The sequence below is a fragment of the Streptomyces sp. Je 1-332 genome (genome assembly GCF_040730185.1).
Lineage (GTDB): Bacteria > Actinomycetota > Actinomycetes > Streptomycetales > Streptomycetaceae > Streptomyces.
This window is the reverse complement of the sequence record NZ_CP160402.1, coordinates 7,652,911-7,678,990: the sequence shown is the minus strand read 5'-3', so window position 1 is coordinate 7,678,990 and position 26,080 is coordinate 7,652,911. Positions and strand designations below refer to the sequence as shown.

General features: G+C 70.0%; 23 protein-coding genes and 2 pseudogenes. 8 read left to right on the top strand and 17 right to left on the bottom strand.

Features of this window, described 5'->3' with window-relative positions:
* Positions 1-55 precede the first annotated feature (55 nt).
* Positions 56-766, top strand: coding sequence for a class I SAM-dependent methyltransferase (locus ABXJ52_RS34570; protein ID WP_367047702.1), 711 nt, complete (start codon positions 56-58; stop codon positions 764-766).
* A gap of 7 nt (positions 767-773) precedes the next feature.
* Here ABXJ52_RS34570 and ABXJ52_RS34565 read toward each other — a convergent pair whose 3' ends face one another.
* The 5 genes from ABXJ52_RS34565 to ABXJ52_RS34545 all read right to left on the bottom strand — a co-directional run bounded on the left by ABXJ52_RS34565 (position 774) and on the right by ABXJ52_RS34545 (position 4,388).
* Positions 774-1,205: an ATP-binding protein gene (locus tag ABXJ52_RS34565; RefSeq protein WP_367047700.1), complete on the bottom strand. Its 432-nt coding sequence runs from the start codon at positions 1,203-1,205 to the stop codon at positions 774-776.
* Positions 1,205-2,086, bottom strand: coding sequence for an MEDS domain-containing protein (locus ABXJ52_RS34560; protein WP_367047698.1), 882 nt, complete (start codon positions 2,084-2,086; stop codon positions 1,205-1,207). Before ABXJ52_RS34560 ends, ABXJ52_RS34565 begins: the two co-directional genes overlap by 1 nt.
* 157 nt (positions 2,087-2,243) lie before the next feature.
* On the bottom strand, positions 2,244-2,801 hold the full coding sequence (locus ABXJ52_RS34555; protein ID WP_367047696.1) for a TetR/AcrR family transcriptional regulator: 558 nt from the start codon (positions 2,799-2,801) through the stop codon (positions 2,244-2,246).
* 17 nt (positions 2,802-2,818) lie between these two features.
* On the bottom strand, positions 2,819-4,186 hold the full coding sequence (locus tag ABXJ52_RS34550; protein WP_367047694.1) for an amidase: 1,368 nt from the start codon (positions 4,184-4,186) through the stop codon (positions 2,819-2,821).
* Positions 4,173-4,388, bottom strand: coding sequence for a hypothetical protein (locus ABXJ52_RS34545; protein ID WP_367047692.1), 216 nt, complete (start codon positions 4,386-4,388; stop codon positions 4,173-4,175). Before ABXJ52_RS34545 ends, ABXJ52_RS34550 begins: the two co-directional genes overlap by 14 nt.
* 108 nt (positions 4,389-4,496) lie before the next feature.
* Here ABXJ52_RS34545 and ABXJ52_RS34540 point away from each other — a divergent pair, with 108 nt between their 5' ends.
* Positions 4,497-5,441, top strand: coding sequence for an MBL fold metallo-hydrolase (locus ABXJ52_RS34540; protein ID WP_367047690.1), 945 nt, complete (start codon positions 4,497-4,499; stop codon positions 5,439-5,441).
* Here the strand turns inward: ABXJ52_RS34540 and ABXJ52_RS34535 are convergent.
* From ABXJ52_RS34535 to ABXJ52_RS34495, 9 genes and pseudogenes are all read right to left on the bottom strand, one after another.
* Positions 5,426-5,983 carry a dihydrofolate reductase family protein gene (locus ABXJ52_RS34535; protein ID WP_367047689.1) on the bottom strand — a complete coding sequence of 186 codons (558 nt, stop codon included), beginning with the start codon at positions 5,981-5,983 and terminating at the stop codon, positions 5,426-5,428. The genes ABXJ52_RS34540 and ABXJ52_RS34535 overlap by 16 nt on opposite strands.
* Before the next feature lie 91 nt (positions 5,984-6,074).
* Entirely contained in the window at positions 6,075-6,464 is a 390-nt protein-coding gene (locus tag ABXJ52_RS34530) for a VOC family protein (protein ID WP_367047686.1), read from the bottom strand.
* Between the two features lie 112 nt (positions 6,465-6,576).
* On the bottom strand, positions 6,577-9,282 hold the full coding sequence (pulA, locus tag ABXJ52_RS34525) for a pullulanase-type alpha-1,6-glucosidase (RefSeq protein ID WP_367047683.1): 2,706 nt from the start codon (positions 9,280-9,282) through the stop codon (positions 6,577-6,579).
* Between the two features lie 133 nt (positions 9,283-9,415).
* A pseudogene (locus ABXJ52_RS34520) lies at positions 9,416-10,813 on the bottom strand (alpha-amylase family protein); the annotation flags it as partial.
* An 89-nt stretch (positions 10,814-10,902) separates the two neighbouring features.
* Positions 10,903-11,988 carry a LacI family DNA-binding transcriptional regulator gene (locus ABXJ52_RS34515; RefSeq protein ID WP_367047680.1) on the bottom strand — a complete coding sequence of 362 codons (1,086 nt, stop codon included), beginning with the start codon at positions 11,986-11,988 and terminating at the stop codon, positions 10,903-10,905.
* Positions 11,976-13,625: a glycoside hydrolase family 13 protein gene (locus tag ABXJ52_RS34510; protein ID WP_367047677.1), complete on the bottom strand. Its 1,650-nt coding sequence runs from the start codon at positions 13,623-13,625 to the stop codon at positions 11,976-11,978. Before ABXJ52_RS34510 ends, ABXJ52_RS34515 begins: the two co-directional genes overlap by 13 nt.
* A 74-nt stretch (positions 13,626-13,699) precedes the next feature.
* Positions 13,700-14,506: a carbohydrate ABC transporter permease gene (locus ABXJ52_RS34505; RefSeq protein WP_367049463.1), complete on the bottom strand. Its 807-nt coding sequence runs from the start codon at positions 14,504-14,506 to the stop codon at positions 13,700-13,702.
* A gap of 101 nt (positions 14,507-14,607) precedes the next feature.
* Complete coding sequence (locus ABXJ52_RS34500; RefSeq protein ID WP_367047675.1) at positions 14,608-15,618, bottom strand: sugar ABC transporter permease; 1,011 nt, start codon at positions 15,616-15,618, stop codon at positions 14,608-14,610.
* Positions 15,619-16,890: an extracellular solute-binding protein gene (locus ABXJ52_RS34495; RefSeq protein WP_367047672.1), complete on the bottom strand. Its 1,272-nt coding sequence runs from the start codon at positions 16,888-16,890 to the stop codon at positions 15,619-15,621.
* A 336-nt stretch (positions 16,891-17,226) separates the two neighbouring features.
* Between ABXJ52_RS34495 and ABXJ52_RS34490 the strand changes: the two genes are divergently transcribed.
* The 4 genes from ABXJ52_RS34490 (at position 17,227) to ABXJ52_RS34475 (ending at position 21,481) form a co-directional block, all read left to right on the top strand.
* Positions 17,227-18,261 (top strand): LacI family DNA-binding transcriptional regulator, encoded by a 1,035-nt coding sequence (locus ABXJ52_RS34490; protein WP_367047670.1) that lies wholly within the window; start codon positions 17,227-17,229, stop codon positions 18,259-18,261.
* A gap of 61 nt (positions 18,262-18,322) precedes the next feature.
* On the top strand, positions 18,323-19,267 hold the full coding sequence (locus ABXJ52_RS34485; protein ID WP_367047667.1) for an aldo/keto reductase: 945 nt from the start codon (positions 18,323-18,325) through the stop codon (positions 19,265-19,267).
* Positions 19,268-19,295: 28 nt separating this feature from the next.
* Positions 19,296-20,243 carry an aminoglycoside phosphotransferase family protein gene (locus ABXJ52_RS34480; protein ID WP_367047665.1) on the top strand — a complete coding sequence of 316 codons (948 nt, stop codon included), beginning with the start codon at positions 19,296-19,298 and terminating at the stop codon, positions 20,241-20,243.
* 170 nt (positions 20,244-20,413) lie between these two features.
* Positions 20,414-21,481 carry a YncE family protein gene (locus tag ABXJ52_RS34475; RefSeq protein WP_367047663.1) on the top strand — a complete coding sequence of 356 codons (1,068 nt, stop codon included), beginning with the start codon at positions 20,414-20,416 and terminating at the stop codon, positions 21,479-21,481.
* Positions 21,482-21,847: 366 nt separating this feature from the next.
* On the opposite strand, the pseudogene ABXJ52_RS34470 reads toward ABXJ52_RS34475, so the two are convergent.
* Positions 21,848-22,777, bottom strand: a pseudogene (locus ABXJ52_RS34470) (MFS transporter); the annotation flags it as partial.
* A gap of 169 nt (positions 22,778-22,946) precedes the next feature.
* Between ABXJ52_RS34470 and ABXJ52_RS34465 the strand changes: the two are divergent.
* Positions 22,947-24,266, top strand: a complete 1,320-nt coding sequence (locus tag ABXJ52_RS34465) for an aminotransferase class I/II-fold pyridoxal phosphate-dependent enzyme (protein WP_367047659.1) — start codon at positions 22,947-22,949, stop codon at positions 24,264-24,266.
* Positions 24,267-24,348: 82 nt separating this feature from the next.
* Positions 24,349-24,909 (top strand): GNAT family N-acetyltransferase, encoded by a 561-nt coding sequence (locus ABXJ52_RS34460; protein ID WP_367047656.1) that lies wholly within the window; start codon positions 24,349-24,351, stop codon positions 24,907-24,909.
* On the opposite strand, the gene ABXJ52_RS34455 is transcribed toward ABXJ52_RS34460, so the two are convergent.
* Complete coding sequence (locus tag ABXJ52_RS34455; protein ID WP_367047653.1) at positions 24,887-25,732, bottom strand: aldo/keto reductase; 846 nt, start codon at positions 25,730-25,732, stop codon at positions 24,887-24,889. The two genes, ABXJ52_RS34460 and ABXJ52_RS34455, sit on opposite strands and share 23 nt — an antisense overlap.
* A gap of 138 nt (positions 25,733-25,870) precedes the next feature.
* Entirely contained in the window at positions 25,871-26,023 is a 153-nt protein-coding gene (locus ABXJ52_RS34450) for a hypothetical protein (protein ID WP_367047651.1), read from the bottom strand.
* Between the last annotated feature and the right edge of the window lie 57 nt (positions 26,024-26,080).

Genomic DNA, 26,080 nt, shown 5'->3' with positions numbered 1-26,080 from the left:
TTTGTCAAGCGGCCGGGGCCGCGCGCAGGGTTGCCGCAGAGCAGAAGGAGCCCACATGAGCGACCGCACGACCGACCCCACGCCCGGCACCCACGCCGCTTCGGGCACCCACGCCGCTTCCGGCACCGCCGTCTCCGCCGCCGAATCGGCCGAGGCATTCTGGGACGAGCGCTACAACCAGAGCGGCCGTCTGTGGAGCGGCGAACCCAATGCCGCCCTCGTCCGCGAGACCGAGGGGCTCACTTCCGGGAGCGCCCTCGATCTGGGCTGCGGAGAGGGAGGCGACGCGATCTGGCTCGCGCGGCAGGGCTGGCGCGTCACCGCCACCGATATCTCCCGCGTCGCCCTCGCCCGCGCGGCCGAGCACGCGGACCAGGCCGGGGTCGCCGACCGCGTGGACTGGCAGCACCACGACCTGGGCGCTTCCTTCCCGGCCGGCAGCTACGACCTGGTCTGCGCCCAGTTCCTGCACTCCCTGCACGAGATGCCGCGCGAGCAGATCCTGCGCGCCGCCGCCGCGGCCGTCGCCGAGGGCGGCACACTCCTGATCGTCGGCCACATGGGCTTTCCCGCCTGGGAGACCGAACCTCACCCCGGCGTCGACTTCCCCACCCCCGAGAAGGTCCTGGCCTCGCTCGATCTGCCGGCCGGGCAGTGGGACGTACTCGCCTGCGAAACCCACGAACACTCTCTGACGGCCCCGGACGGAGCGCCCTCCACCCGGACCAACTACACGGTCAAGCTGCGGCGCCGGTTCAGCCGGTGACGACGCATCAGTGAGGGCCGGGGAGCCGCACGGCCAGGGTCACCCTGCTGCCGTCGGGGCCGCCCGAGATGGTGAGCTCGTCGGTGAGCAGGGTGGCGAGCCACAGGCCTCGGCCGGTCGCGCGGCCGTCGAGGCCGGGGGCCAGGTCGGGGACGACGTCGGCGCTGAAGCCGAGGCCCACGTCGTGGATGTGGCAGGCCAGATGGCCGTTGCTGCGCTGCAGGACCAGTGTGCCGCCGCCGCCCGCGTGCTCGACGGCGTTGACCGCCACCGCGTCCAGGGCCACGATGAATTCGCTGCGCCGTGGCTCGGTCAGCCCTTGGTGGTCGGCGAACTGCGCGACGAGCATACGCAGCCGGGGCAGGTCGTCCTGCGTGAAACGAGACTCCAGCAGGGTGACGGGAGAGGCCTCGTCGTGCGGGCCTGGCGCGGTCGTCATCAGCGGACCACCTCGCTGAGCACCATGTGAGGCACCTGATCGGCGCCGGCTCGGCGCAGTATGCGGGCCGATGTCGGTGGACAGTGGACCCGGACCGGGCCGTGCGGATGTTCCAGAACCAGCCGCAGCAGGTCCACGGCGCAAGCGACGCCGAGGAACACGAGACCGGACAGGTCCACGACCAGCGGCTGCCGGGATTCCTCGGCCCGCCTGAGCCCTTCACGCACGGCACCGATGAACTGCTCCCGAGTGGCGAGGTCCGCTTCACCGACCAACCGCACCCTGCCTTCCGTCAGTTCGGCGTGCAGAGCCCCCAGGTGCGGCAGCAGCCGACAGGGGTGCGCCTTGTGCATGGCCGTCACGACGTCGGGCTCGAACCAGCGGGTGTCGTAGGCACAGATCTCGGTGTAGGGGCGGCCGGTGAACAGATGCTGAGCGTGGGACTCGCGGTGCGTCATCACCTCGATGTCGGCGCCCAGGGCCCCCACCCAGTGCATGTCGATATAGGTGCGCAGCCCGGTGTAGCCCTCCGCCAGGGCCCGCTCGGTCTCCTCCGTGATGCGCTCCCACTGGCGGTGGGGGGTGAACGCCTCCTCGGGATGGATGAGGGCACGCATGCTGCTGAGCACCAACTGCCCGCTCTCCCGGGCGGATCCCAGCAGGGCTCCCGGCGCGTCCAGCCGGGCCCACACCCGTTCGTCGTCCAGGTGGGGCGCGGCGAAGACCATCACCTTCTCGCGCTGTACGAGCCCTGCCCACGTGAAGGCGGATACCACGTCGCGGCCCGCGTCGTCGTCGCCGTAACTGACGAACGCGTGGTCACCGGACCGGAGATGCTGGACAGGGATCGTACCGACCGACGCCGAGCCGGTATCCGCCATCTCTCACCTCCGGGGCCGAGGTGGCCCGACGGGAACAGGTCCGGGGCCACACGCTAGCGGTCCTTACCCCGTGCCGACGGGCCTGCGCGGATAGTTGATTCGTTCCGTGCTGGTTCTGCTCGTCGAATTCCGTTCGGCGTCTGCTGCCGGTTCGGGACTACTCCGAGAGGGCGTGGTCCACGAGTGCGCGCGCGTAAGCGGCGTCCAGTTGGCCGGGGCGGAAGAGGATGCGGTACATCATCGGGGCCACGACCCGGTCGACGACCTGCTCCGTGTCCGGCGCGGCCTCGCCTCGCTCCGCCGCGCGCGCCAGGACGATGTCGATCTGTTGCGCGGCGTAGGCGGAGCAGTGGCCGGCGTTGCTCCCGTCCGGGTCCCCGAGAAGGGCGTCCCTGATGTACGCGCGCCCCGGCGGGGAGGCCATTTCGTCGAGGAACTGCTCGGCCCAGGCGCCGAGGTCCGCACGCAGGGTGCCGAGGTCGGCCGGCGCCTCCTCGGGGCGCAGGTGTTCGACCGCGACGTCGGACAGGAGCTCCTGAAGGTCTCCCCACCGGCGGTAGACGGTCGACGGCGTCACCCCCGCGCGAGCCGCGACGAGAGGAACGGTCAGCGCCTCGCGCCCCAGCTCGGCCTGCAGCTCACGCACCGCCGCGTGCACTGACTCCTGAACTCGGGCGCTGCGCCCTCCGGGCCGGACCATGGGCTTGGGACTCATGGCTCCACCTTAATCCCTTAACGCGAATTCATTGCTTCTAGCGCGGTGCCATGGATCATCTCGTACGCGTGCCCGACCCGCAGCACGGTCGCCTCGTCGAGCGGGCGCCCCATGAGTTGCATGCCGATCGGCAGGCCCGCGTGATCCTTCCCCACGGGCAGGGTCAGCGCGGGCACCCCTGTGATGTTGGCGGGCGCGGAGAGACGGACGTAGCTGTCGGAGACGGCCTCCACCGTGCCGTCCGCCCACCGCACACTGCCCTGTCCGGCCTCGACGGCCGTCATCGGGACCGCCGGGGCGGCGATCACGTCGACGCGGGCGAGCATGTGGGCCCAGGCCTCGCGCATCAGCGTCCTCGCGCGCTGGGCCCTGAGATAGTCACCGGCGGACACGAACTCGCCCGCCTCCAGCAGGACGCGGACGTCCGGCGTGTACAGATCGGGCACCGAGCGAAGCGTCCGCTCGTGGTACGACGTCGCCTCCGGGACCATCAGACCCCACTGAGTGGCCTGGATATAGCGCGTCAACGGGATCTCTACGTCGACGAGTTCGGCCCCCAGCTCCTGGAGCCGCCCGATGGCCCGGCGCACGCCCTTCTCCACCTCCGGGCTGATCCGCTCGAAGTAGTAGTTGCGCGGCACTCCGACCCGTAGCCCTGAAAGGTCACCTTCCGACGCCGGGGAGGCGGGATCGTACTCGTCCCGGCCCACCAACGCGGCAAGGACGAGCGAGGCGTCCCGCACCGTACGGGTGAGGGGGCCGACATGATCCAGGGACCAGGACAGGGAGGTCACTCCCCGGCGGGAGATCAGGCCGTACGTCGGCTTGAGGCCAACCACGCCGTTCAGCGCCGCGGGCACGCGGATCGAACCGCCGGTGTCCGTCCCCAGCGCGAAGGTGGCCCCTCCCGCCGCGACGGCCACGGCTGAGCCGCCGCTGGACCCACCGGCGACGCGGCCGTGGTCCCAGGCGTTGCGCGTCTGGGGAGTGGTGAGGCCGTAGGCGAACTCGTGGGTGTGGGTCTTCCCCAGCAGCACCGCACCGGCGTCGGACAGGCGCGTGGCGACGGCGCTGTCGCGCGCGGCGACATGGCAGGACCTGACGCGTGAGCTCGCCGTGGTGGGCATGCCCTCGACGTCGATCAGGTCCTTCAGACCCATGGGTATCCCGTGCAGCGGACCGCGCGACTCCCCCTGGGCGATCTCACGCTCGGCCCGTTCCGCCGACTTCCGGGCGGAGTCCGCGTCGACGGTGACGTAGGCGTGGAGTCGCTCGTCCACCGCTCCGATGCGGTCGAGCACCGACGCGGTCAGCTCGACCGGGGAGAGCTTCTTCGCGGCCATGGCCTGGGAGGCGTCGGCCAGGGACAGCTCATACGGCTGCATCGACGCCCTCCTGTCCGGCCGCAGGCGCCGAGGACATCGCGGGCGGCGTCTCGCCGAAGTCCAGTTCGCGGAGGGTGGCGATGACGGACTGGATGTGGCCGACGGTCAGGGCCACCACTTCGTGACGGTCGCTCGTCAGGGGCAGGCCCGCCCGGAGCGCCCCTCGGGCGGCCTCCTGCGGGGTGAGTTCAGCGATGTTCATGTGCGGCCCTCTCGACACTCAAACGCTAATGGTTTGCTTTAACGGGACGCTAGACCCTACGCTCCCTTAAAGCAAACACGTTGCTTTTAGCCGCCAGAAGGGAACCGCATGTCCACGACCGCGCCCCACGTCAACCCCCACACCGGCGCCCCGGCCTGGACGGTGGGAGACCTCACCGTCCGCCGTATCGACGAGGTGCAGATGCCACAGCAGACGGGCCCCTGGCTGCTGCCCGGAGCAACTCCGGAGATCGTCGATCAAGTCCCCTGGCTCCAGCCGGACTTCGCGGACGAACAGCGCGTCCTGCGGCTTGCAAGCCACAGCTTCGCGGTCGAGGTGGACGGGCTCCGCGTGCTCGTGGACACCGGCATCGGCAACGGCAAGCAGCGGGCCAACCCCGCGTGGGACCACCTGAACAGTGACTACCTGGCGCGGCTTACGGCGGCCGGCTTCGCACCCGAGACAGTGGATCTCGTCATTCTCACGCACCTGCACACGGACCATGTCGGCTGGAACACGCGGGCGGACGGGGGCAGTTGGGCGCCCACGTTCCCCAACGCCCGCTACGTCACGACGCGCACCGAATGGGACTACTGGGCCGGCGTCGACATGGACGAGGCGAGGCGCCAGATGTTCCGCGACTCCGTGCACCCCATCTGGGAGGCAGGTCTGCTGGACTTGGTCGACGTCCCTTTCGGAACCACCGGCAGCAGGGGCCACGCGCTGGACATCGCGCCGGGGGTCCGTCTGCGCCCCACCCCGGGCCACACGCCGGGCCAGGTGGCGGTGGAACTGAGCAGTCGCGGCGAGAGCGCGCTCATCACCGGCGACTGCATCCATCACCCGGTCCAGCTGGTCCACCCCGACCTGGGCAGCTGCGTGGACATCGACCCCGCAGCCGCGACCAGGACCCGCCAGGAACTGCTCAGTTCGCTCGTCGACACCCGAACTCTTCTGCTGGGCAGCCACTTCCCGCCGCCCACCGCGGGCCACGTGATCCCCGAGGGCGGCGCATACCGCCTCGTACCGGCGTCGACTCAGCGGGTCCGGTAGCGCGCGTAGATCAGGCCGCTGTCGAAGGCGCGCTCCTCGGCGAGATCGAGATCGAGGCGCACGCCGTCGGGGAAGAAGCGTTTGCCGCCGCCGACCACGCTCGTGGTGATGAACAGGTGGTACTCGTCCACCAGGCCGGCTGCGATCGCCTGGCCTGCGAGGTTCGGGCCGTCGACGGTGAGGTCGTGCTCGGCCTCCGCCTTGAGTCTGCGCACCGCCTCCGGATCGAAGGTGCGCTCAATTCGGGTCTTCGCGCTGGACACCGAATCGAGCGTCGTGGAGTACACGATCTTCTCCGCGGCCTGCCAGTCGCGGGCGTACTGCAGGATGTGCGGCGGCTGGTCGGGCTCGGTGTGCGCGGTCTCCCAATAGACCATCGTCTCGTACATCCGTCGGCCGTAGAGATATGTGCCGACGGGGCGGAAGAGGTCGTTGATGAAGGTGTGCACCTCCGGGTCCTCGGCGCCGGTGCCGAGGCCGCCCTCCGCCGCCTCGGCGTAGCCGTCGAGCGAGGTGATCATCGAGTAGATGAGCTTGGCCATGTGGCTCCTTCGACTACGGACGCGTGAGTCTGCGGTCTCCTACCGGTCGGAGCCCATCATCGCGGCCACAGTGCCGCGGGGGCGCCGCTTCTCAGGGGCGGCGAGTCGCGAGGACGCAGAACTCGTTCCCTTCGGGGTCGGCGAGGATGACCCAGCTCTCGTCGCCGGTCTGGCCGACGTCGGCGTGCCGAGCACCGAGTCCGAGCAGTCGACGGACCTCTTCGTCCTGCTCCCTGTCGGTCGGGTTGACGTCGATGTGGAGCCGGTTCTTGATGGCCTTGCCCTCAGGCACCCGCGCGAACCCCAGCGTGGGCGGAACTGGCCCGACGCACTGCGCGCCGCCAGGCTCTTGAGGCGCACCGATGGAAATGAACCCGTCCTCCGCCTCCTGCACCTCGTAACCGAGGACGGCGCACCAGAATTGGGCAAGCGCATCGGGATCGACACAGTCGATCGCAAGCTCGGTGAACTTACTGGCCACGTCGAGATCTCCCCGCCTGGTATCGCTTGCAGTGACTTCCACTGCCTTCCCTGAGGGGCCCACGCTAACGCGGCACGTGCGCGTGCGACGAGCTGCGAAAGGGAGCAGACGCTCAGTCTCGTTCGAAGACCGCGACGCTGCGAGCAGGGACGTTGAACGTGTCCGAACCCCTCTCGTATGACGCGGACTTGACCACCTCGTCCGCGCCCTTTGCCTGGGTCGGGTGGAGGGAGTATGTGGCGCCCTTCGGAAGGGTGACGCTCTGTTTCTGGGGCTTCGGGGTTGCGTTGAAGATGACCATGAGGTTTTCGAGCTGCATGGTGATGACGCCCGGGGTTTCCTTCGGCGTTCCCGAGAGGGGGAAGGCGAGTTGGGACTGGACCTGGGCGGTCGTGGTCAGGGAGAACGCCGGCTCCGTCGCGCGCAGTTTGAGCAGGTCCTGGTAGGCGGCCGATGTGCCGTTGATTTCGGCGCAGCCCGGCGTCAGGGCCTTGGACGTCAGTAGGGGCTTTCCGTAGGGCCACTTGTCCTTGTTGTCGGCGGCCGGGGGCAGGCCTCGCCCGAAGCCGTTGCCGTCCCGGCAGTTCCAGTGCAGGGCGTTGAACCAGTCACCGCTGTCGTAGGAGTTGCGGTCCAGCGACTTCGAGCGCAGCAGGTCGCTGCCCGCCTGGGAGAGGGAAGGGCCCTGGGCCAGGGTCGCGGTCGCCATCGCGAGGACCTGCATGCGGGAGCGCTCGGCGGCCGTGGTGTCCGCGGGGAGCTTGAACGCGAGGGCGTCGTAGAGGGATTCGTTGTCGTGGGCGTCGGCGTAGGAGAGGGCGTCGCCGGGGGCCGCCGCGTATCCGGCCGGTGCGCCGTTGTAGTCGACCTCGGAGCCCTTGACCCGCCTTCCCGCCGAGTCCGTGAACCTGTACGCGGAGAGGTTGCCCGTGAGGGCGACCTTCAGCAGGTCCTGGTAGTGCAGCAGCCTCGCCTTCTGCTCGACCGGGGTGCCGTTCGCCTTCGAGGCGTTGGGGTCGGTGAACAGGCCGCTGGCGAAGCCCTGCACGCCGGGGTCCTCATCGAAGGGGCCGCCGCCGCGCACCGCGTCGCGGCCACGGTCGGAGAAGGTGGCGATGCCCGTGCCCGCCATGTTCTTCTGGGTGGCCTGGACGAAACGGGCGTCATCGGCGATCTCACCGAAGTTCCAGCCCTCGCCGTAGAGGACGATCTTCTTCCCGTCGACGCCGTCCTTCGCGACGGTCAGGGCGTCCAGGGCCTTTCTCACAGCAAGGATGTTCGCCTTGGGGTGGTGACCCATCAGGTCGAAGCGGAAGCCGTCGACCTTGTACTCCTTGGCCCAGGTGACCAGTGAGTCGACCACGAGTTTGCCCATCATCGCGTTCTCGGGCGCGGTGTTGGCGCAGCACGTGGAGGTGGCGACCGTGCCGTCGGGGAGCAGCCGCTGGTAGTAGCCGGGCACGATCTTGTCGAGTACGGACTTGTCGGCCTGGCCGCTCGCCACCGTGTGGTTGTAGACGACGTCCATGACGGTGCGCAGGCCTGAGCCGTTGAGGCCCTGGACCATCTGCCGGAACTCGACCGTGCGGCGGGTACCGGCGGGGTCGCTCGCGTAGCTGCCCTCCGGCACGGTGTAGTGCAGGGGGTCGTAACCCCAGTTGTAGGCGTCCTTGGCCGCGGTCTTGGTGACGCAGGCCTGTTGCTCTTCGGAGTCCGGGCCGGGCGCCGTCAGGTCGCAGTCGGGTGTGGCCTGGTCCGCGGCTCGCTCGGGGATGGTGCCGATGTCGAAAGCGGGCAGCAAGTGGACATATGACGTCCCCGACTTGGCCAGCTTGCGCAAGTGCTTCATACCGTCGGACTTCGTGTCGGTGAAGGCCAGGTACTTGCCGGGGTGACGCGCCGTCTTGTCCTCCACGGAGAAGTCGCGGATGTGCAGCTCCTGTATCTGCGCGTCGCGCAGGGGCTCTGCCTTCGGCTTCTTCAGGCGCTCCCAGCCCTTGGGCGCAAGCCTCGGGTCGTCGAGGTCGACGGCGATGCTGCGCCGCGAGTCGGCGGTGAGCGCCGTGGAGTAGGGGTCCGTGACCTTGTTGGTGACGACCTTCTGGACGCTGGGCGCCCACACCTTCACGACGTACCGATACTGCTTCCCCGACCAGCCGCGTCCCCCGGCGACGGACCACACACCACTGGTGTCGTCGCGCCGCATCGCCACGCGCTTACCGTCGAGTTCGAGGCTGACGGACTGCGCCGTGGGGGCCCACAGGGCCAGCGTGGGGCGGCCGTCGCGGAACTGCGGGCCGAGGGCCGCCTTGGTGGCGGTGGCGCTGTAGAGGTCGTCGAGGACGCCTTGCGTCTGTACGCCGGTGGCGGCGAGGAGGGTGCCGTCGGAACTGCTGCGGGTGGCGACGAGTTGGCCGGTCAGGGCATGTCGGATCCGGTCCCGGTCCCGCGGGTCGACGGCGAAGGCCGCGTAACCCTTCAGGTGCGGATACTTCTTGCGCTGGGCGTCGGTGAGGCCGCCGTCGACCGGGGCAAGGCGGATCCGCCGCCCCTCGCCGGCAAGTGCGCCGTCCGTGAGGGAGAGCCGGCCGTCGCGGGCATACACCAACTCCTGTGATGCTGCGTCCCCTTGGACGTCCCAGGCGACGGTGTTCTCGTCGATCCACTGGGCCCGGGACGTGGCCAGGTCGAGTGGGGCGGGCGCGTCGGCGGCGGCCGGTGCCCCCGGCGCGGCGCCGGCCAGGGACGCCAGGGGTGCGACGGCGGCGAGTAGAGCGAGGGCCGTGGCCACGAGGGTGCGGCGCGGGGAGCCGGTCACGGGCGGTTCTCCTTGCGGATCAATGACGGGAGGTACGGGGTGAAAGCGTGCGGGGGGGTGCGGGAGCGGGGCCGCCCGGCGGCGGGGAAGCGAAGGCCGGGCGGCCGGTCATGCGGCGGGCGGGCTGCGGTCAGCAGCTCCTGGCCCCGGTGTGCAGCGCGAGGGCGGTGTTCGGCGCCACGGCGGCCGTGAACTGGCCCGAGCCGTTGACGGTGACGCTCCTGCCGCTCTGGATGTCGCAGTAGCTACCCGCGGCGAGTGCGGTCTGGAAGGTCCGGTCGACGGTCGAGCCCTCGTGGTTGATGACCACGTACGCCTTGTCACCCCGGCCGAACGCGATGGCGTCGTTGCCGTTGTCCCACCAGTTGGTCACGCCGGTCCCGCGCGCGGTGTTGCGGAACTTGACCATGCTCCTGATCTCGGGCCAGGCGTGCTGGCATTTCCAGCCGTCGCTGTAACAGGCGTTCACCTGGCCGCCGTTCGGCGATCCGGCGTCGTTGCTGCTGAACTCGTATCCGGAGTGCACGTCCGGTGAGCCATAGGGCAGGGCCAGCATGAAGACGTGCGCGAGGGTGTAGTTCGCGCCGTCCTTGTAGGTGAGCGTCTGGCCGTGCCGTTCGGTGTCGTGGTTGGCGACGAAGACGGCGGCCGAGCCGCCGGGCAGGTAGCCCCAGCCCTCGCCGAAGTTCTTCAGGTACGCGAGCTTCTCGTCGTTGAACACCCGCTTGAGGTCCCAGCCGTAGCGGAACTCCTGGGCGTCGCCGGTGGCGGTGTACTCGCTCGGGGACACCGCCTCTCCGGCGCCGTAGATCGTCTCCTGCTTGAAGTGGACGCCGGGGTTGCTGAGCCGGGACTTGATGTTCTTCAGGTCGTCCACGGGGATGTGCTTGGCCGCGTCGACCCGGAAGCCGTCGACGCCCAGGGACAGCAGATCGTTCAGGTAGGCCGCGATCCGCCCCCGTACGTACTCCTCACCGGTGTCGAGATCGGCGAGGCCGCCCAGCTCGCAGTTCTGGACGTTCCAACGGTCCTGATAATTGCTGATGTCCGAGCGGCAGTCGTCCATGTCCGCGCCCGAATACGTACCGGGGTAGTCGTACTTGGTGAAGGACGATCCCGCCGAGCCCGTACCGGAGGCGTTCGTCATGTGGTTGATCACCGCGTCGGCGACGACCTTCAGCCCGGCCCCGTGGCAGGTGTCGACCATGTTCCTGAACGCGGCCCGGTCACCTAGTCGGCTGCCGATCTTGTAGCTGACCGGCTGGTAAGCGGCCCACCACGCCTCGCCCTGGATGCGCTCCTGGGGCGGGGAGACCTGCACGTAGCCGTAGCCGTCGGGGCCGAGCTGCTGCGTGCACGCCTTGGCCACCGAGTCGTACTTCCACTCGAAGAGCACGGCGGTGACGTCCTTGGCGCCGGGCGGCGCGGCCTGCGCCTGCGGCGCTCCGGCGACGATGCTGCCCGCGGCGCCCGCGACCAGGGCGAGGGCGGCGGCGAAGGGTCTGCGGACTCTGCTCTTTCGGCCGGTCATGAGGGCCTCCTGCATGGCCTTTGAAGGATGTTGCAGAAATATTGCGACGCCGTTTTCGGTCGAGACCGTACGACCCTCGAGAACCCCGGTCAACCCTCCGCACACACTCGGCGCCGCGCCTGCGCCGTCGATCCACGCACCACGAGCTCGGGCTGGAAGACGAACTCCGTGTGCTGTACGGGGTTTCCGTGCAGTTCCTCGATCAGCGCGCCCACCGCGGCGCTCGCCATCGCCTGCACCGGCTGGCGCACCGTGGTCAGCGGCGGGTCCGTGAAGGCGATCAGGGGCGAATCGTCGAAGCCGACCACGGAGACGTCCCCGGGCACCGACAGGCCCCGCTCACGCGCCGCGCGGACGGCGCCGAGCGCCATCATGTCGCTGCCGCAGACCATCGCCGTGCATCCCTGGTCCAGCAGGGCGCTGGCCGCCGCGTGCCCGCCCTCCACCGTGAACAGCGTGCGCTGCACGCGCGGTTCGGCCTGCGCCTGTTCCAGACCGAGCAGCGCGTGCAGCGCCGCCGTGAAGCCCTCCGCCTTGCGCAGCGAAGGGACGTAGCGGGTGGGGCCGATAGCGAGACCGATCCGCTCGTGGCCGAGGTCGACGAGGTGGCGCACCGCAATCCGGACGGCCGCGCGGTCGTCGGGCGAGACGAAGGACACCGGGATGTGTTCGTTGTAGCCGTTGATCAGGACGAACGGCACACGTCTGGCGTGCAGTTCGAGGTACCGCGTCGGGTCGGCCGTGGTGTCGGCGTGCAGCCCGGAGAGGAAGACGATGCCGCTGACGCGGCGCTCCTCCAACTGCTCGACCAGCTCGTCCTCGCTGGCCCCGTCCGGCATCTGGGTGCACAGCATCGGCGTGTATCCGTGCCCGGAAAGGACCTGCTCGACGACCTGCGCGAAGGCGGGGAAGATCGGGTTGCTCAGCTCGGGGATGACCAGACCGACCAGGCCCGCGCTGTGCCGCTTGAGCCGCATGGGCCGCTCGTAACCGAGCACGTCCAGGGCGGCGAGCACCCGACGCCGGGTGCCCGCGGCCACTCCCGGCTTGCCGTTGAGCACCCGGCTCGCGGTGGCCTCGCTGACGCCGGACTGGGCCGCGATGTCCGCGAGCCGCGGAACGCCCCGGTCTCCCCGGTCGGCGTCCCGCGGCGGGGAGAGGGTCACACCGCCCACCAGACGGTGGTGTCGGCCGGCAGCTCGACCTTGCCGTCCGCCGTCTCCACCTCGGCGTTGGACAGGAGGATGCGGCCGGGGACCGCGATACGCACCGCCGCGCCGGTGGTGTTCGCCGTGCACACGAAGCTCTCCCGGCGGAAGGCGAGAACCCCCTCGGGCGCCTCCAGCCACTCCAGCGAGTCGCCCGCGCCGAGGCCGGGCTGCTCGCGGCGCACGGCGAGCGCGCTGCGGTACAGCTCCAGGGTGGACGCGGGGTCACCGGTCTGCGCCTGGACGCTGAGCTCGCCCCACCCTGTGGGCTGCGGCAGCCAGCTGCCGCCCGCGCCGAACCCGTAACTGGAGCCTTCGGTGGTCCAGGGGATCGGCACCCGGCAGCCGTCACGGAAACCGTCCTGCCCGCTCGCCCGGACGAACGAGGGGTCCTGGCGCACCTCGTCGGGCAGCTCGGTGACGTCCGGCAGGCCCAGTTCCTCGCCCTGGTAGACGTAGGCGGAGCCGGGCAGTGCCAGCATCAGGAGGGTCGCTGCGCGGGCGCGGCGCAGGCCGAGCGCGCGGTCGCCGGCAGTGCGCAGCTGGGTGCCGAGTCCGGGCGGGTTGGCGAACCGCGTGGCGTGGCGGGTGACGTCGTGGTTGGAGAGCACCCACGTGGCCGGGGCGCCGACGGGGCGCATCGCGGCCAGCGACGCGTCGATGACCTCGCGCAGCTCGGCGGCGTCCCAATGGGTGCCCAGATACTGGAAGTTGAAGGCCTGGTGCATCTCGTCCTGGCGCACGTACGCGGCGGCGCGCTCGACGGTGGGCGTCCACGCCTCGGCGACCAGGATCCGCTCACCCGCGTACTCGGTGAGGACCTTGCGCCAGCTGCGGTAGATCTCGTGCACGCCGTCCTGGTCGAAGAACGGCATGACATCGTTGCCCAGCAGCTTGAGCTGGTCGCTGCGGCCGATGTCGGGCAGGCCCTCGGCCTTGACCAGGCCGTGGGCGACGTCGACGCGGAAGCCGTCGACACCCATGTCGAGCCAGAAGCGCAGGATCGAGCGGAACTCGTCGTGCACAGCGGGGTGTTCCCAGTTGAAGTCGGGCTGCGCGGGCGCGAAGAGGTGCAGGTACCACTCGCCGTCCGGTGTCCGCGTCCAGGCCGGGCCGCCGAAGACGGACTCCCAGTCGTTGGGCGGGAGTTCACCGTGCTCGCCCTTGCCCGTCCTGAAGTGGTAGCGCTCACGCAGCGGCGATCCCGGGCCCTCGCGCAGGGCGCGCTGGAACCAGTCGTGCTGGTCGGACGAGTGGTTGGGAACCAGGTCGACGATGACGCGCAAGCCCAGGTCATGGGCGTCCCGGAGCAGGGCGTCGGCGTCGAGGAGGCTGCCGAACATCGGGTCGATCGCGCGGTAGTCGGCGACGTCGTAGCCGGCGTCGGCCTGCGGTGAGGAGTAGAAGGGGCTGAGCCAGACAGCGTCGACGCCGAGATCCCTGAGGTAGGGAAGGCGGGCACGGACGCCGTCCAGGTCGCCCATTCCGTCACCGTTGCCGTCGGCGAAGCTGCGCGGGTAGACCTGGTAGATCACCGCGCCACGCCACCAGTCCGTGTGCGTGCCGGAGGCGGGGGCTGCAGGGGCAGCGAGATGCTGGGTCATGTCTTCCCTGAGATCGAGAGGTCGAGTGCGAGGGGGGTGTGTGCCGTACGTGTGTGCCGTATCAGGGCTTCGTGTCAGGACTTCGTCGCACCGGCCGTGAGACCGGAGACGAGGTGGCGCTGCACGAAGCCGAAGATCAGCGCGGCGGGCACGGCGACGATCACGGCCGCGGCCGTCAGTGACCCCCAGTCGCTGGTGTACTGATTGACGAAGGTCTGCAGGCCGCCCGCCAGGGTGAGGTTCTCCTCGCCGGTCATGAAGGCGGATGCGTAGGCGACTTCGGCCCAGCCGGTGATGAAGCTGTAGAAGCCGGTGACGGCGAGACCGGGCTTGGCGAGCGGCACGATGAGCCGCCAGAAGGTGCCGAACGGGTTGAGCCCGTCCACCCGCCCGGCCTCGTCGATCTCCACCGGGATGGTGTCGAAGTACCCCTTCATCATCCAGGCGCAGAACGGCACGGCGATCGTCAGATACGTGACGACCAGGCCGATGGGCTGGTTGAGCAGGCCCAGGCTCGCCAGAAGGTTGTAGAGCGGCACGATGAGCACAGCGACGGGGAACATCTGCGTGATCAGCAGGAGCCACATCAGCGGCCGCATGCCGGGGAACTTGAAGCGGCTGACGGCGTAACCGGTCGTCGCGGCGATGAAGACACCGATCACCGTGGTCAGTCCCACGACGAGCAGCGAGTTGGCGAGCCAGCTCAGGAACTCGGTGTCGTTGACGACGTGGTCGTAGTTGCGGAACGTGAAGTCCTTGACCACGTCGGTGGAGAACGCCTCGCTCGTCGGCTTGAACGAGGTGATCAGGAGCCACAGCGGCGGAAGCACCGCGGTGGCCGATGCGACGAGCAGGCCCACGTGGAGCGCCACCGAGGCCAGCGGGCCGCGCTCGCCGCGCTCCCTGACCTTCTTGCGCCGGCTCGCGGACGAGTCCGACGAGGACGGCGAGGACGACGACTTCTTCGGGTCGGTCACGGTGGTCACCACACTTCTCCCTGCTTGCGGAGCGCGCGGCGGTAGACGACCGCGAAGAGCGAAAGGAGCAGCAGAATGATGACGCCCCAGGCCGCGGACCCCGCGAAGTCGCGCGGGCTCACGACGAACGACAGCCGGTAGGCGTACGTCACCAGGATCTCGGTGGCGTCTCCCGGACCGCCCCGGGTGAGCAGGAAGATCACCGGGAACATGTTGAAGGTCCAGATGCCGCTGATCAGGATCACGGTGCTGCTGACGGTCCGCAGACCCGGCAGCGTGATGTGCCGGAAGCGCTGCCAGGCATTCGCGCCGTCCATCTCCGCGGCCTCGTAGAGCTCCCCGGGGATGGACTGGAGTCCGCCGAGCATGGCGACCAGCATGAACGGGACGCCGAGCCAGACGTTGACCGTGATCACCGAGAGCTTGGCCCAGGTGGGGTCGTTCAGCCACGGGATCGCGTCGATGCCGCCGCCGGCGAGGATCTTGTTGAGGATGCCGTTCTTCTCGTTGAAGAGCAGCCGCCAGGTGAACACGGAGACGAAGGCCGGCACCGCCCACGGCAGGATCAGCGCCATCCGGTAGAGGGAGCGCCCCGCCAGTTTGCGGTTGAGCATGTTCGCCAGCGCGAGGCCGAGCGCGAAGGAGATCGCCACACAGGAGACGGTCCAGATGACCGTCCAGGTCAGCCGGTCCCAGAAAACGCCGTCGTTGAAGACCGCGGTGTAGTTGTCCAGGCCGACGGACTCGTAGGTCGCAGGGATGTGATTGACGCCGATGGTGCGCTCGACGTTCGCCTCGTTGGCGTCGGTCGTCGACAGGTACAGGCCCCGCACCAGCGGGTATCCGATGATCACGCCGATCACGGCCACCACGGGGGCGACCATGCTCCACGCGTACCAGTGCGTGGAAAGCGACCTGCGCAGGCGCCCGGGAGTCTTGCCGGTCCCCCGGCCGCGGCCGTGGACGCCCTTCGCGTCCACGGCCCCGGTCAGGGTCTGGCTGCTGTCAACAGCCATTTACTTGTAGTCCTTCAGCAGCTTGCGGTAGGCGTCGCCGACACCCTTCGCCCCGTCGTCGGGCGAGGTCTTGCCGCTGAGCACCTTCTCCATCTGCAGCCGGATCGGCTCGAACAGGGCGTTGGCCTGCGGGATCCACGGCCGCTCCACCGACTTGTCGACGGCCGGCTTGAAGAACTGCACCATCTGGTTGTCCTTGACGGACTTCACGTCGTACACCGAGGTGCGGGTGGGCAGCAGGCTCAGCTTCTCGGTGGTCTGCTGCTGCACCTTGGCCGAGCTCATGTACTTGATGAACTCGTAGCTCGCGTCGAGGTTCTTGGACCCTGCGTAGGCCGCGAGGTTCCAGCCGCCCTGCGGGGAGGCCTGGCGGTCGCTGCCGCCGGGGACCGGAGCGATGCCGAGGTTGCCCTTGTCGCCCTTGAACTCCTTGCCCTGCATGGCGCCTTCGATGGACCAGGGTCCGTCGAGTGCCATCGCGACGTCGCCGTCCTTGAACGCGTTGAGCTGGTTGTTGTAGCCGTCGCTCGCGTCGGTGGTGGCGGCCTTGGAGTCGACCAGGTCCTTCATGACCTTGAAGGCCGCGGCGCCCTGCGGGTCGTCGACGGTGATCTTCTTGTTCTTGGTGTCGAGGAGGTCGCCGCCCTCGCCGTAGAGGTACGGGAGGTAGTAGTACGGATCGTCGCCGCGGAGGTAGAGGCCGGTCTTGCCGGACTTCGACTTGATCTTCTTCGCGGCGCTCTTCACCTCGTCGAAGGTCTTGGGCGCCTCGACACCGGCGGCCTTGAGCATCTTCTTGTTGTAGAAGAGTGCCAGGGTGTCGATGGTCTGCGGCGCGGCGTAGGTCTTGCCCTTGAACTTGGTGCTGGCCGCGGCCTGCGGGAGGTAGTCGTCCGCCTTGTCGAGTGCGGGGGTGCCTTCCAGCGGGGCGAGGTAGCCGAGGTTGGCGAAGTCCGCGACCCAGGCGACCTCGGTGCGCATCACGTCGGGGGCGCCGGAGTTGCCGCCCGCGGCGTTCTTGAACTTGGCGTTGGCCTCGCCGAACGCGACGCTCACGTAGTTGACCTTGACGTCCGGGTGGAGCTTCTCGAAGCCCTTGGCGAGCTTCTCGTAGGTCCCCTTCTCCGCGTCGTTCGAGGTGTCCCAGAAAGTGACGGTTCCGGACAGCTTGCCCGAGCCCTTCTTGCCGCTGTCACCGTCATCGCCACCGCACGCCGCCGCTGTCAGGGCCAGGGCCGCGACCATTGCGGTGGCCGCTATGCCACGCCGCATGTGAACTCCTTCAACTGATCCCGGAACAAGGGGAGGCGAGACCCCCAACAGAGCTGCCTCCTACGAGCCGCACTCGACGCGGCGCCGGGTTGCCAGGGAACGTAACAGGATTGAAAAGCCACCGAAAGACCTTGCGAGAAATTTCAGCAAGGGCTGCTGATCGTTACCGCCGTGTGTCCTTACGGTTGCCCTTGCTGCGCTTGACAGGCCCCTGAGGTGGCAGTTGACCCTCCCCAGGTCACCTGGAAGGCCCCGCAAGCTCCTTGCAGGACCGGCACTTTCTGCAAGCTTCCACAACCGGTGTGCAATCCGGCGGATCACCGGTACAGTCCCCGCATGACCGCACGGCTCGTCGACATCGCAGCGCAGGCGGGAGTGAGCGAAGCCACCGTCAGCCGTGTTCTCAACGGCAAGCCCGGCGTGGCAGCGGCCACCCGCGAATCCGTCCTCGCCGCCCTGGACACGCTCGGCTTCGAACGTCCCTCGCCGCTGCGCCGACGCAGCAGCGCCGGCCTCATCGGCCTGATCACGCCGGAGCTGGACAACCCGATCTTCCCCGCGCTCGCCCAGGTCATCGCCCAGGCCCTGACCCGCCAGGGCTACACGCCGGTCCTCGCCACCCAGACACCCGGCGGCTCCACCGAGGACGAACTCACCGACATGCTGGTGGACCGCGGCGTTTCCGGGATCATCTTCGTCTCGGGTCTGCACGCCGACACCACCGCCGACATGGAGCGGTACGAAGTGCTGCGCGGCAAGGGCGTGCCCTTCGTCCTCGTCAACGGCTTCTCCCCCAAGGTGCAGGGCCCCTTCGTCTCCACGGACGACCGCGCCGCGGCCAGGCTCGCCGTCACCCATCTCGCCTCCCTGGGGCACACCCGCATCGGGCTCGCCGTGGGCCCCAAGCGCTTCGTGCCCGTACTGCGCAAGATCGAGGGCTTCCAGATCGGCATGCGCGAAAGCCTCGGGATGTCCCCCGCGGACTCCGAGCTGTTCGTCGAGCACTCCCTCTACACCCTGGAGGGCGGCCAGGCCGCGGCGGGCACGCTGATCGGCCGGGGCTGCACGGCGATCGTGTGCGCCAGCGACATGATGGCGCTCGGCGCCGTCCGGGCCGCCAGGGAACGGGACTTGGCGGTGCCGCGTGACATCTCGGTGGTCGGCTACGACGACTCCCCGCTCATCGCGTTCACCGACCCACCGCTGACCACCGTCCGCCAGCCGGTCCAGGCGATGGGGCAGGCCTCGGTCCGCACCCTCCTGGAGGAGATCGGCGGAACTCCCGCGCCGCACAGCGAGTTCCTCTTCATGCCGGAGCTCGTGGTCCGCGGATCGACCGCGTCCGGCCGGCCGGAGCGCCGAGACGCCTAGGCCGTCCACGCGGCGAAACGCGGCTGCACGGAGCGACACGGAGCGACACGGAGGAAGAGACATGGCATCGCGGACCGACGTGACAACCGGCCGTGTGCTGTACGGGTGCATGGGACTCGGTGGCACCTGGGACACCACGCCGTACGCCGCCGCGGACATCGCCGCGGCCGAGGCCGCCGTGGAGGCCGCCCTGGAGGCGGGCATCACGGTGTTCGACCAGGCCGACATCTACCGGCACGGAAAATCCGAGTCGGTCTTCGGTGAGGTCCTGTCCAGGGCGTCCGGGCTGCGCGAGCGCATCGTCCTGCAGACCAAGTGCGGCATCCGCCTGACCGACGGCGTCCGGCCCGGCCTGTACGACCTGCGGGGGCCGACCATCGTCCAGCGGGTCGAGGAGAGCCTCACACGGCTGCGCACCGACGTGATCGACGTACTGCTCCTGCATCGGCCCGATCCGCTGACGGGACCGGAGGAGATCGCGAAGGCGCTCGCCTCGCTGCACGGGCAGGGCCTGGTGCGCCGGTTCGGCGTGTCGAACATGAGCGCCGCGCAGATCGCGCATCTGCGGGCCCACCTCGACGTACCGCTGGTCGCCAACCAGTTGGAGATGAGCCTGGAGAGCCGCGACTGGATCGAGGCAGGGGTGCTCGTGAACACCCCTGCCGCCGCCGACAGCGGTTTCCCGCACGGGACGCTCGAGTACTGCACCACCCACGGCATCCAGCTGCAGGCCTGGGGCGCCCTCGCCCGGGGCCGGTTCACCGGTGGCGGCGAGACCCCCACCGCACGGCTCGTCGCCGACCTGGCGGCACGCAAGCGGACGACCCCGGAGACGATCCTCCTGTGGTGGCTCCAGCGGCATCCGGCGCGCGTCGCCCCCGTCATCGGCACCAGCCGCCCCGACCGCATCCTCGCCTGCCGGGACGCGGTGCACCGCGAGCCGGAACTCACCCACGAGGAGTGGTACGACCTGTGGATCACGGCCCGGGGCGGTCCGCTGCCCTAGGCGCACCCCTGCGGCCATAATCGACGCCGTGAGCGAACCCGCCGTCGAAGTCCAGCCCCTCGTACGCCAGAAGGCCCTCAGCCTCGGAGGCGTCGGCGAGCGGTGGCTGGCCGAACTGCCCGCTCTCGTCAGGGATCTGGAGCGGCGCATGTCGATCGAGGCCGGCCCGTCGCTGCCCGGCGGAACCACCTCCTACGTGGCGCGGGCCCGCACCCGGGACGGCCGGAACGCGGTGCTCAAGGTGTCCCTTCCCGCACCGGACTTCGCGAGCCAGGTGCGGACCCTGCGCCTCGCGGAAGGCCGGGGGTATGTGAGGCTCCTGGCCCACGACGTGGACCGGCACGCGATGCTCCAGGAAGCGCTCGGCCCTTCGATGGACCGGCTCGGCCTCGCTCCCCCGCAGCAGATCGAGACGCTGTGCGCGATGCTCCGGAGCGCCTGGCGGGTGCCGCGTGCCACGGAACTCACCGCAGACCGCGCCGAGGAGAAGGCCGGCGCCCTGGGCGAGCTGGTCGCACGGCTGTGGGAGAGCCTCGGCCGCCCCTGCTCGGAGCGTGCGGTGACCCGAGCACTGACGTACGCCGAACGCCGCGCCGCCGCCTTCGACCCCGACCACTGCGTCGTCGTGCACGGTGACCCGCACCCCGGCAACGCGCTGCGGGTCACCGCGCCCCGGGCCGGGGCCGAGGCCGGTTTCGTCTTCGTGGACCCGGACGGTTTCGTGGCGGACCCCACCTACGACCTGGGGGTCGTACTCCGCGACTGGTGCGCGGAGTTGAGAGGCAGGGACAAGGCCGCGGCCCGCGCTCTGATCCGCTCGTACTGCGCGCTGCTCGCGAACCGGACAGGCATGGACGAGCAGGCGATCTGGGAGTGGGGCTACCTGGAGCGGGTCTCCACCGGCCTCTACGTGCTCGACTTCGGCGCGGAGGAGCTGGGGCGACCGTTCCTGGACACGGCGGAGCTGTTGTCCTGAAGGACGGTCGGACGGTCGTGGCCTGGCCGCGTAGGTGTCCCGCTCGGGGCCGTCGGGTCAGTTGTGACGGGTGCCACACGATGACCCACGTGCAACTTAGGTAAGCCTAAGCTAAGTTATCGAGTGATCGCCTCTCTTGGAGGCGCCTCAGTCAAGGAGATTGACGCAGCATGACCTCACTCACTTGCCGCATCCGCCGTACCGCCGCAGTCGCCGTCGCGCTCGCCGCGGGCAGCTCGATGGCCCTGACCGGTGTCGCGTCCGCGCAGCCCGGTCAGCACTCCGGCAAAGCGGCCGGCTCGACCGTCGAGTCCGCGCCGCTCGTGAAGGGTCTCTACCAGTCCGCGTACTCCGAGCGGAACAACGTGCTGTGGGCCACCTCCGCGGTGGGCAGGCCGCCCGTCACCAACTCCACCCTGCTGAAGGTCGACCCGCGCACGCTGAAGGTGAAGGCCGGCTACACGCCTCCGGTCACGAACGCCGAAACCGGCGCGGTCGAGGCCGTCTACGGAGTCGCCGTGGACGACGAGCACAACACCGTCTGGACGACGAACACCCGCGACAACTCCGTCGCCGTCTACGACCAGCGCACCGGCAAGCACCTCACGTCGCTGCCGGGCGTGAACCACGCCCGTGAGGTCGTCGTGGACGCCAAGCACGACACGGCGTGGGCGAGCGGCTTCGGCGACGGCACCGTCGTCGCCTTCGACACCCGCACCCTCAAGGAGAAGAAGCGCGTCACGGTCGAGGGCGCGGGCCCGGCAGGGCTCGCCGTGAACACGCGGACCGGCGCCGCGTACGCCGCCGACCTCAACGGCGACCGCATCATCGAGATCACCCGGAAAAGCGAGAGCCCGCGTCTCATCCCCACCGGTGACGGCCCGATCTCCATCGCGCTCTCCAAGGACGGCCGCACCGCCTACACCGCCGACCAGGCCGCCGGCGGCCTCTCGGTCGTCGACCTCAAGAAGGGCACCGTGAAGAAGTCCGTGCCGACCGGCGCCGGCGCCCTGTCGGTCGCCACCGACCGGCGTTCGGGCAACGTCCTCGTCGCCAACCGGACCCCCGGCACCGTCACGGTCGTCGACCCCGCCAAGGGCTCCGTCGTCGAGACCCTGGCCACCGGCGCCAACCCCAACCACGTGCAGGTGACGGGCGGTACGGCGTTCGTGCTCGACAAGTCCGGCTCCGGCCCCGAGGGCCAGGACCAGGCGCACCGCATCCGCATCGGCCGCTGAGCCACCGCGGCAACCGACGCCACACCGGGTACACCTCCCCGCCCGCCACGCAGTCGTGGCGGGCGGGATGTCGTCGGTCGGGCCCACCGTGCGGCGACGGGCTACGCCCCGAGCCGCTGACCGCGTTCGCGCCGCGCGCCGCGCGCCGCCGGGCGCATCCGCCGGCCCGTTCGACCGGTGCAGCCTCCTGCGTACGAGGTGGCTCTGCGCCGCGACCGTGGCGATCACGCCCGCGCCGAGCAGCGGCCAGGCCAGAGGGCCCGCTGCGATCACAGCGGTGACCAGGAGCGGCCCACCGCTGCGTTGGGCCGACGAGGACAGGCCGTGTACGCCGAGGTAGGCGCCCTGGGCGTCGTCGGGGGCGAGCGCGATGGAGAGTTCCCAGGACGCGATGGCGTGCAGTATCTCCGCGAAGGTGAAGGCGATCGCCGCGACCACCAGGGCGATGACGGCCACCCACGTACCGCCCGCCACGGAGGTGGTCATCGCGGCGCAGCCGACGACGAAGCAGGCGGCGAGGGGCAGGAGGAGGGCACGGGCCGCGTCCGGCGTGCTCCCGAAGCGGGACAGCGGTACCTGGCAGCAGACGACGAGCACGCAGTTGAGGACCATGAGCAGCGGGGCGAGGCCGTGCGGGGCGTCCGTCGCGTGGACGATCCACAGGGGCATGCCGACCTGGAGCACGGCGTCGTCCAGGAAGAGCGCCGCCTCGGTGGCGGTGAAGAACAGATAGGGGCGGTCACGCCACGGGCTCGACGGCGGGGCGGGGAGCGCGGATGCCGTGGAGTCCGTGACCACTCGGGACGGGGACGGTGGTTCCGCGCAGCGCAGCGTGAGGACCGCCGCGACGAGGAAGCTGAGCACATTGCCGACGAGCAGGGCCTGGTAGGCGTGGGTGGTGCCGACGGCGAGTGCGAGCGCGCCGGCCAGACCGCCGATGGCCCACCCCGCGTTGGACACGGTGCGCTGGACGGCTTGGCACCTGGTGCGGTCGGGGCCCGCGATACGGGCGGCGTACAGCTTGGTGAGGACGTTGGCGCCCCGGTCGGCGAGGCTGCTCACGGCCGAGTACAGCAGGAGCAGCGAGAAGTCGTCCGTCGTCAGCAAGGCCAACAGGGCGATGGCCTGCTGGAGTTGGGCGCCGATGATGACGCGCGTGACGGGGAAGCGGTCGGCGAGGTGGCCCGCGAGCGGCGCCCCAGCGATGCCCACGGCCCCGGAGACGCCCATGAGTACGCCGACCTCGGCGACGGAGAGCCCGGTGACCAGAGTGAAGTAGAGGGCGGCCGCCCCCATCCAGAGCCCGGTTCCCGCCTTGTTGATCAAGGCGATCCAGAGCATGCGACGGCCGTCGAGACCCCCTGGTATGCGCTCGTACAGCGCGGCCCGCCCACGACTGATGCTCACCACTCCCCCTTGGCTTGCGACTTGACGTATGACTTTGTACTGATACATATTTGATTACGTGTCAGCACAATATGCGATCAGTGGTACGACCGCCAAGGGCATTACCTCCTCGGTCGAACAGGCCGTGGCCGAGGGCGGTTTGGGCCCGGGGGACGCTCTCCCCCCGGTGCGCAGGCTCGCCGACGAGCTCGGTGTCGGCGCGGGGACGGTGGCGACGGCCTACAAGGAGCTCCGGCAGCGCGGGATCGTGGTGACGCGGGGCCGTGGCGGCACGGTGGTCGCACAGACCCCCGCGGTCGGGGCGCGCCGCCCGCCGAAGGTGCCGCCAGGGGTGCGCGATCTGGCGGGCGGGCATCCGGACCCGGCGCTGCTGCCGGTGCTGCTGCCGCCCGAGCGAGTGGTGCCCGTCAGCGGTTCGCACCGCGGGTCGCCGCGCCGCGCGGGGCTTGAGGAGCTGTCCCGTGAGTGGTTCGCACGGGACGGGATTCCGGACAGCCGGGTGACCTTCGCGCACGGAGCACTCGACTGCATGGCCCGGCTGCTCTCCGCCGAGTTGAAGCCGGGCGACGCGGTGGCCGTCGAGGACCCGGGCTTCCACCATCTCCTGGACCTGGTAACGGCGTTGGGGCTGCGCATGGTGCCCGTCGCGGTGGACGACGAGGGGATCAGACCCCAGGCGCTGCGCGGTGCGCTGAGGGCGGGGGTCAGGGCGGTGGTGTGCAGCCCCCGGGGACAGAACCCGATGGGCGGCTGCTTCTCGGAGGAGCGGCGCGACGCCCTGCTCGAAGCGCTCGGCGAGTTCCCGGACGTCCTGGTGATCGAGGACGATCACAACGCGGAAGTCGCGGGGGCGCCCTCGTACTCGCTGGCGGCGGGCGGGCTCGAACGCTGGGCACAGGTGAGGACCGTGTCCAAGCATCTGGGCATCGACCTGCGGTGGGCCGCGCTGGCATGCGACGCGGCCACGCTGGCCCGGCACGAGGGGCGGATGCTGCTCACGTCGGGGTGGGTCAGTCACCTGCTGCAGGAGACGGTCGAGCGCACGATGGCCGACCCCCAGGCACGTGCGCTGGTGGGGCGCGCCGAGCGTGCGTACACCGAGCGGCGCGATGCGCTCGTCGAGGAGCTCGCGCGGCGCGGGGTTGCCGCGCACGGGGCGAGCGGACTGAACGTATGTGTGCCGGTGCGGGACGAGTCCGCGGTGGTCAACGGGTTGCGCTCACGGGGGTGGTGGGTGGCCGCCGGCTCACGCTTCCGCATTGCCGCCCCCACCGCCGTACGGATCACCACGGCCACACTGGAGGTGACGGAAGCGGCCCGGTTCGCGCAGGACTTCGCCACGGTGCTCGGCGAGTCCGAGGCCACGTACGGGGGTTGAGCCCGCGGCAGGCGGGAGAATGGCCGCAGCTGCCATGGTTCCGCCCCCAAGCCTCCCCCGACTTCTCCCCCGAGGTGCCCTGATGATCAGCTGGCGTCGACTCGACGAACCGGACTTCCCCCTGCTGCGGCAGTGGCTGGAGCAGCCGCACGTCGCGCGCTGGTGGAACCACGAGACGTCACCCGAGGCGGTGGCGCGCGACTTCGGCCCTGCGGCCCGTGGCGAGGAGGCGTCTGAGGACCTGCTCATGCTGCTCGACGGCGAACCGTTCGGCCTCGTCCAGCGCTGCCGCCTCGCCGACTACCCCGACGACATGCGTGAGTTGGTCGGCCAGGTCGAGATCCCTCCGGGTGCCGCGTCCATCGACTACCTCATCGGCGACCCCCGGAGGGTCGGCCATGGCCTCGGCACACGCATGATCCGGGCGGTCCTCGCGGCCACCTGGAGCGATTATCCCGAGGCCACGGCGGTACTCGTGCCCGTACACGTGGGCAATCCCGCGTCGTGGCGCGCCCTGGAGAAGGCGGGCCTGCGGCGGGTCGCCGAGGTGTCACTGGAACCGGACAACCCCATCGACGACCGCGCCCACTACCTCTACCGCATCGACCGTCCCGCGGAGCTCATCCAGCAGGGGCAGGCGTGATGCGGTCCAGGCGCTCGCGCTGGTCCGCGCTCAGCCGGAGCTCTGCCGCCGCCACGTTCTCCGCCAGGTGGTCGAGCGAGGCCGTGCCGGGGATCGGCAGGACGACCGGGGAGCGGTCGAGCAGCCAGGCCAGGGCGATCTGCGCCGGGGTGGCGTCGAGTTCGGCGGCGACGGCCGCGATCCCCGCTGTCGCGGTCGAGGCCGCCGGGTGGACGGGACGCCAGGGCAGGAAGGCGATCCCCGCCTCCTCGCAGGCGTCGAGCACGGCCTCGTGCTCACGATCGAGCAGGCTGTAGCGGTTCTGCACGCTCGCCACGTCGACGGTCCGCCGTGCCTCGTCGAGCTCGTCGACCGTGACCTCCGACAGGCCGACATGGCCGATCTTTCCTGCGAGTTGGAACTCTCGCAGCGTCCCGAGCTGATCGGCGAGCGGCACCTTCGGGTCGAGACGGTGCATCTGGAGGAGCCCGATCCGCTCGACGCGCAGCCGGCGGAGGGCCTGCTCCACCTGCTCACGCAGGAACTCCGGCCGGCCGTTGACCTGCGCCTCCTCGCCGGGAGCCGGCCGCTCGATCGCGACCTTGGTCGCGATGAGCAGGTCGTCCGGATACGGGTGCAGCGCCTCTGCCAGGAGTTCCTCGTTGGCGCCCCACCCGTACATGTACGCCGTGTCGATCAGCGTGACGCCCAGCTCGACGGCGCGCCTGGCCACCGCGACGGAGGCCTCCCTCGCCGCCCCGGCCTCGGTCGGGAGCCGCATCGCCCCGAACCCGATCCGGCGTACGTCGATCTCGCCGCCGATACGGAAATTGCTCGATGTCATGTGAAGCGTCCACCCCTCAGTCGACGCGTCACGTTACCCGTGCGGTCAACGCACCTGCTGCGTAAGGACCTTGGCGGGTTCCTCAGGCACGTGGCGCGATGCTGAACTCGAACGCGGAGGTGCCGGGGTCCACCGCCGTCACGCCGCCGCCTCCGCGACCGCCTCCGGCTCACCCGGCCTGCCCGCGGGCACGAGCCGCGTCGCTTGTCCGGCCGCGCTCAGCTGCCGGGCCGTGGCGGCACCGATGCCCGTCCCGCCGCCCGTGACGATGGCAACTCGACTATCCGTCATGCCTGTTCAGCCTGCGAACGCGGTCGTGAGCACATGGCCGTGATCATACGGAGGCCA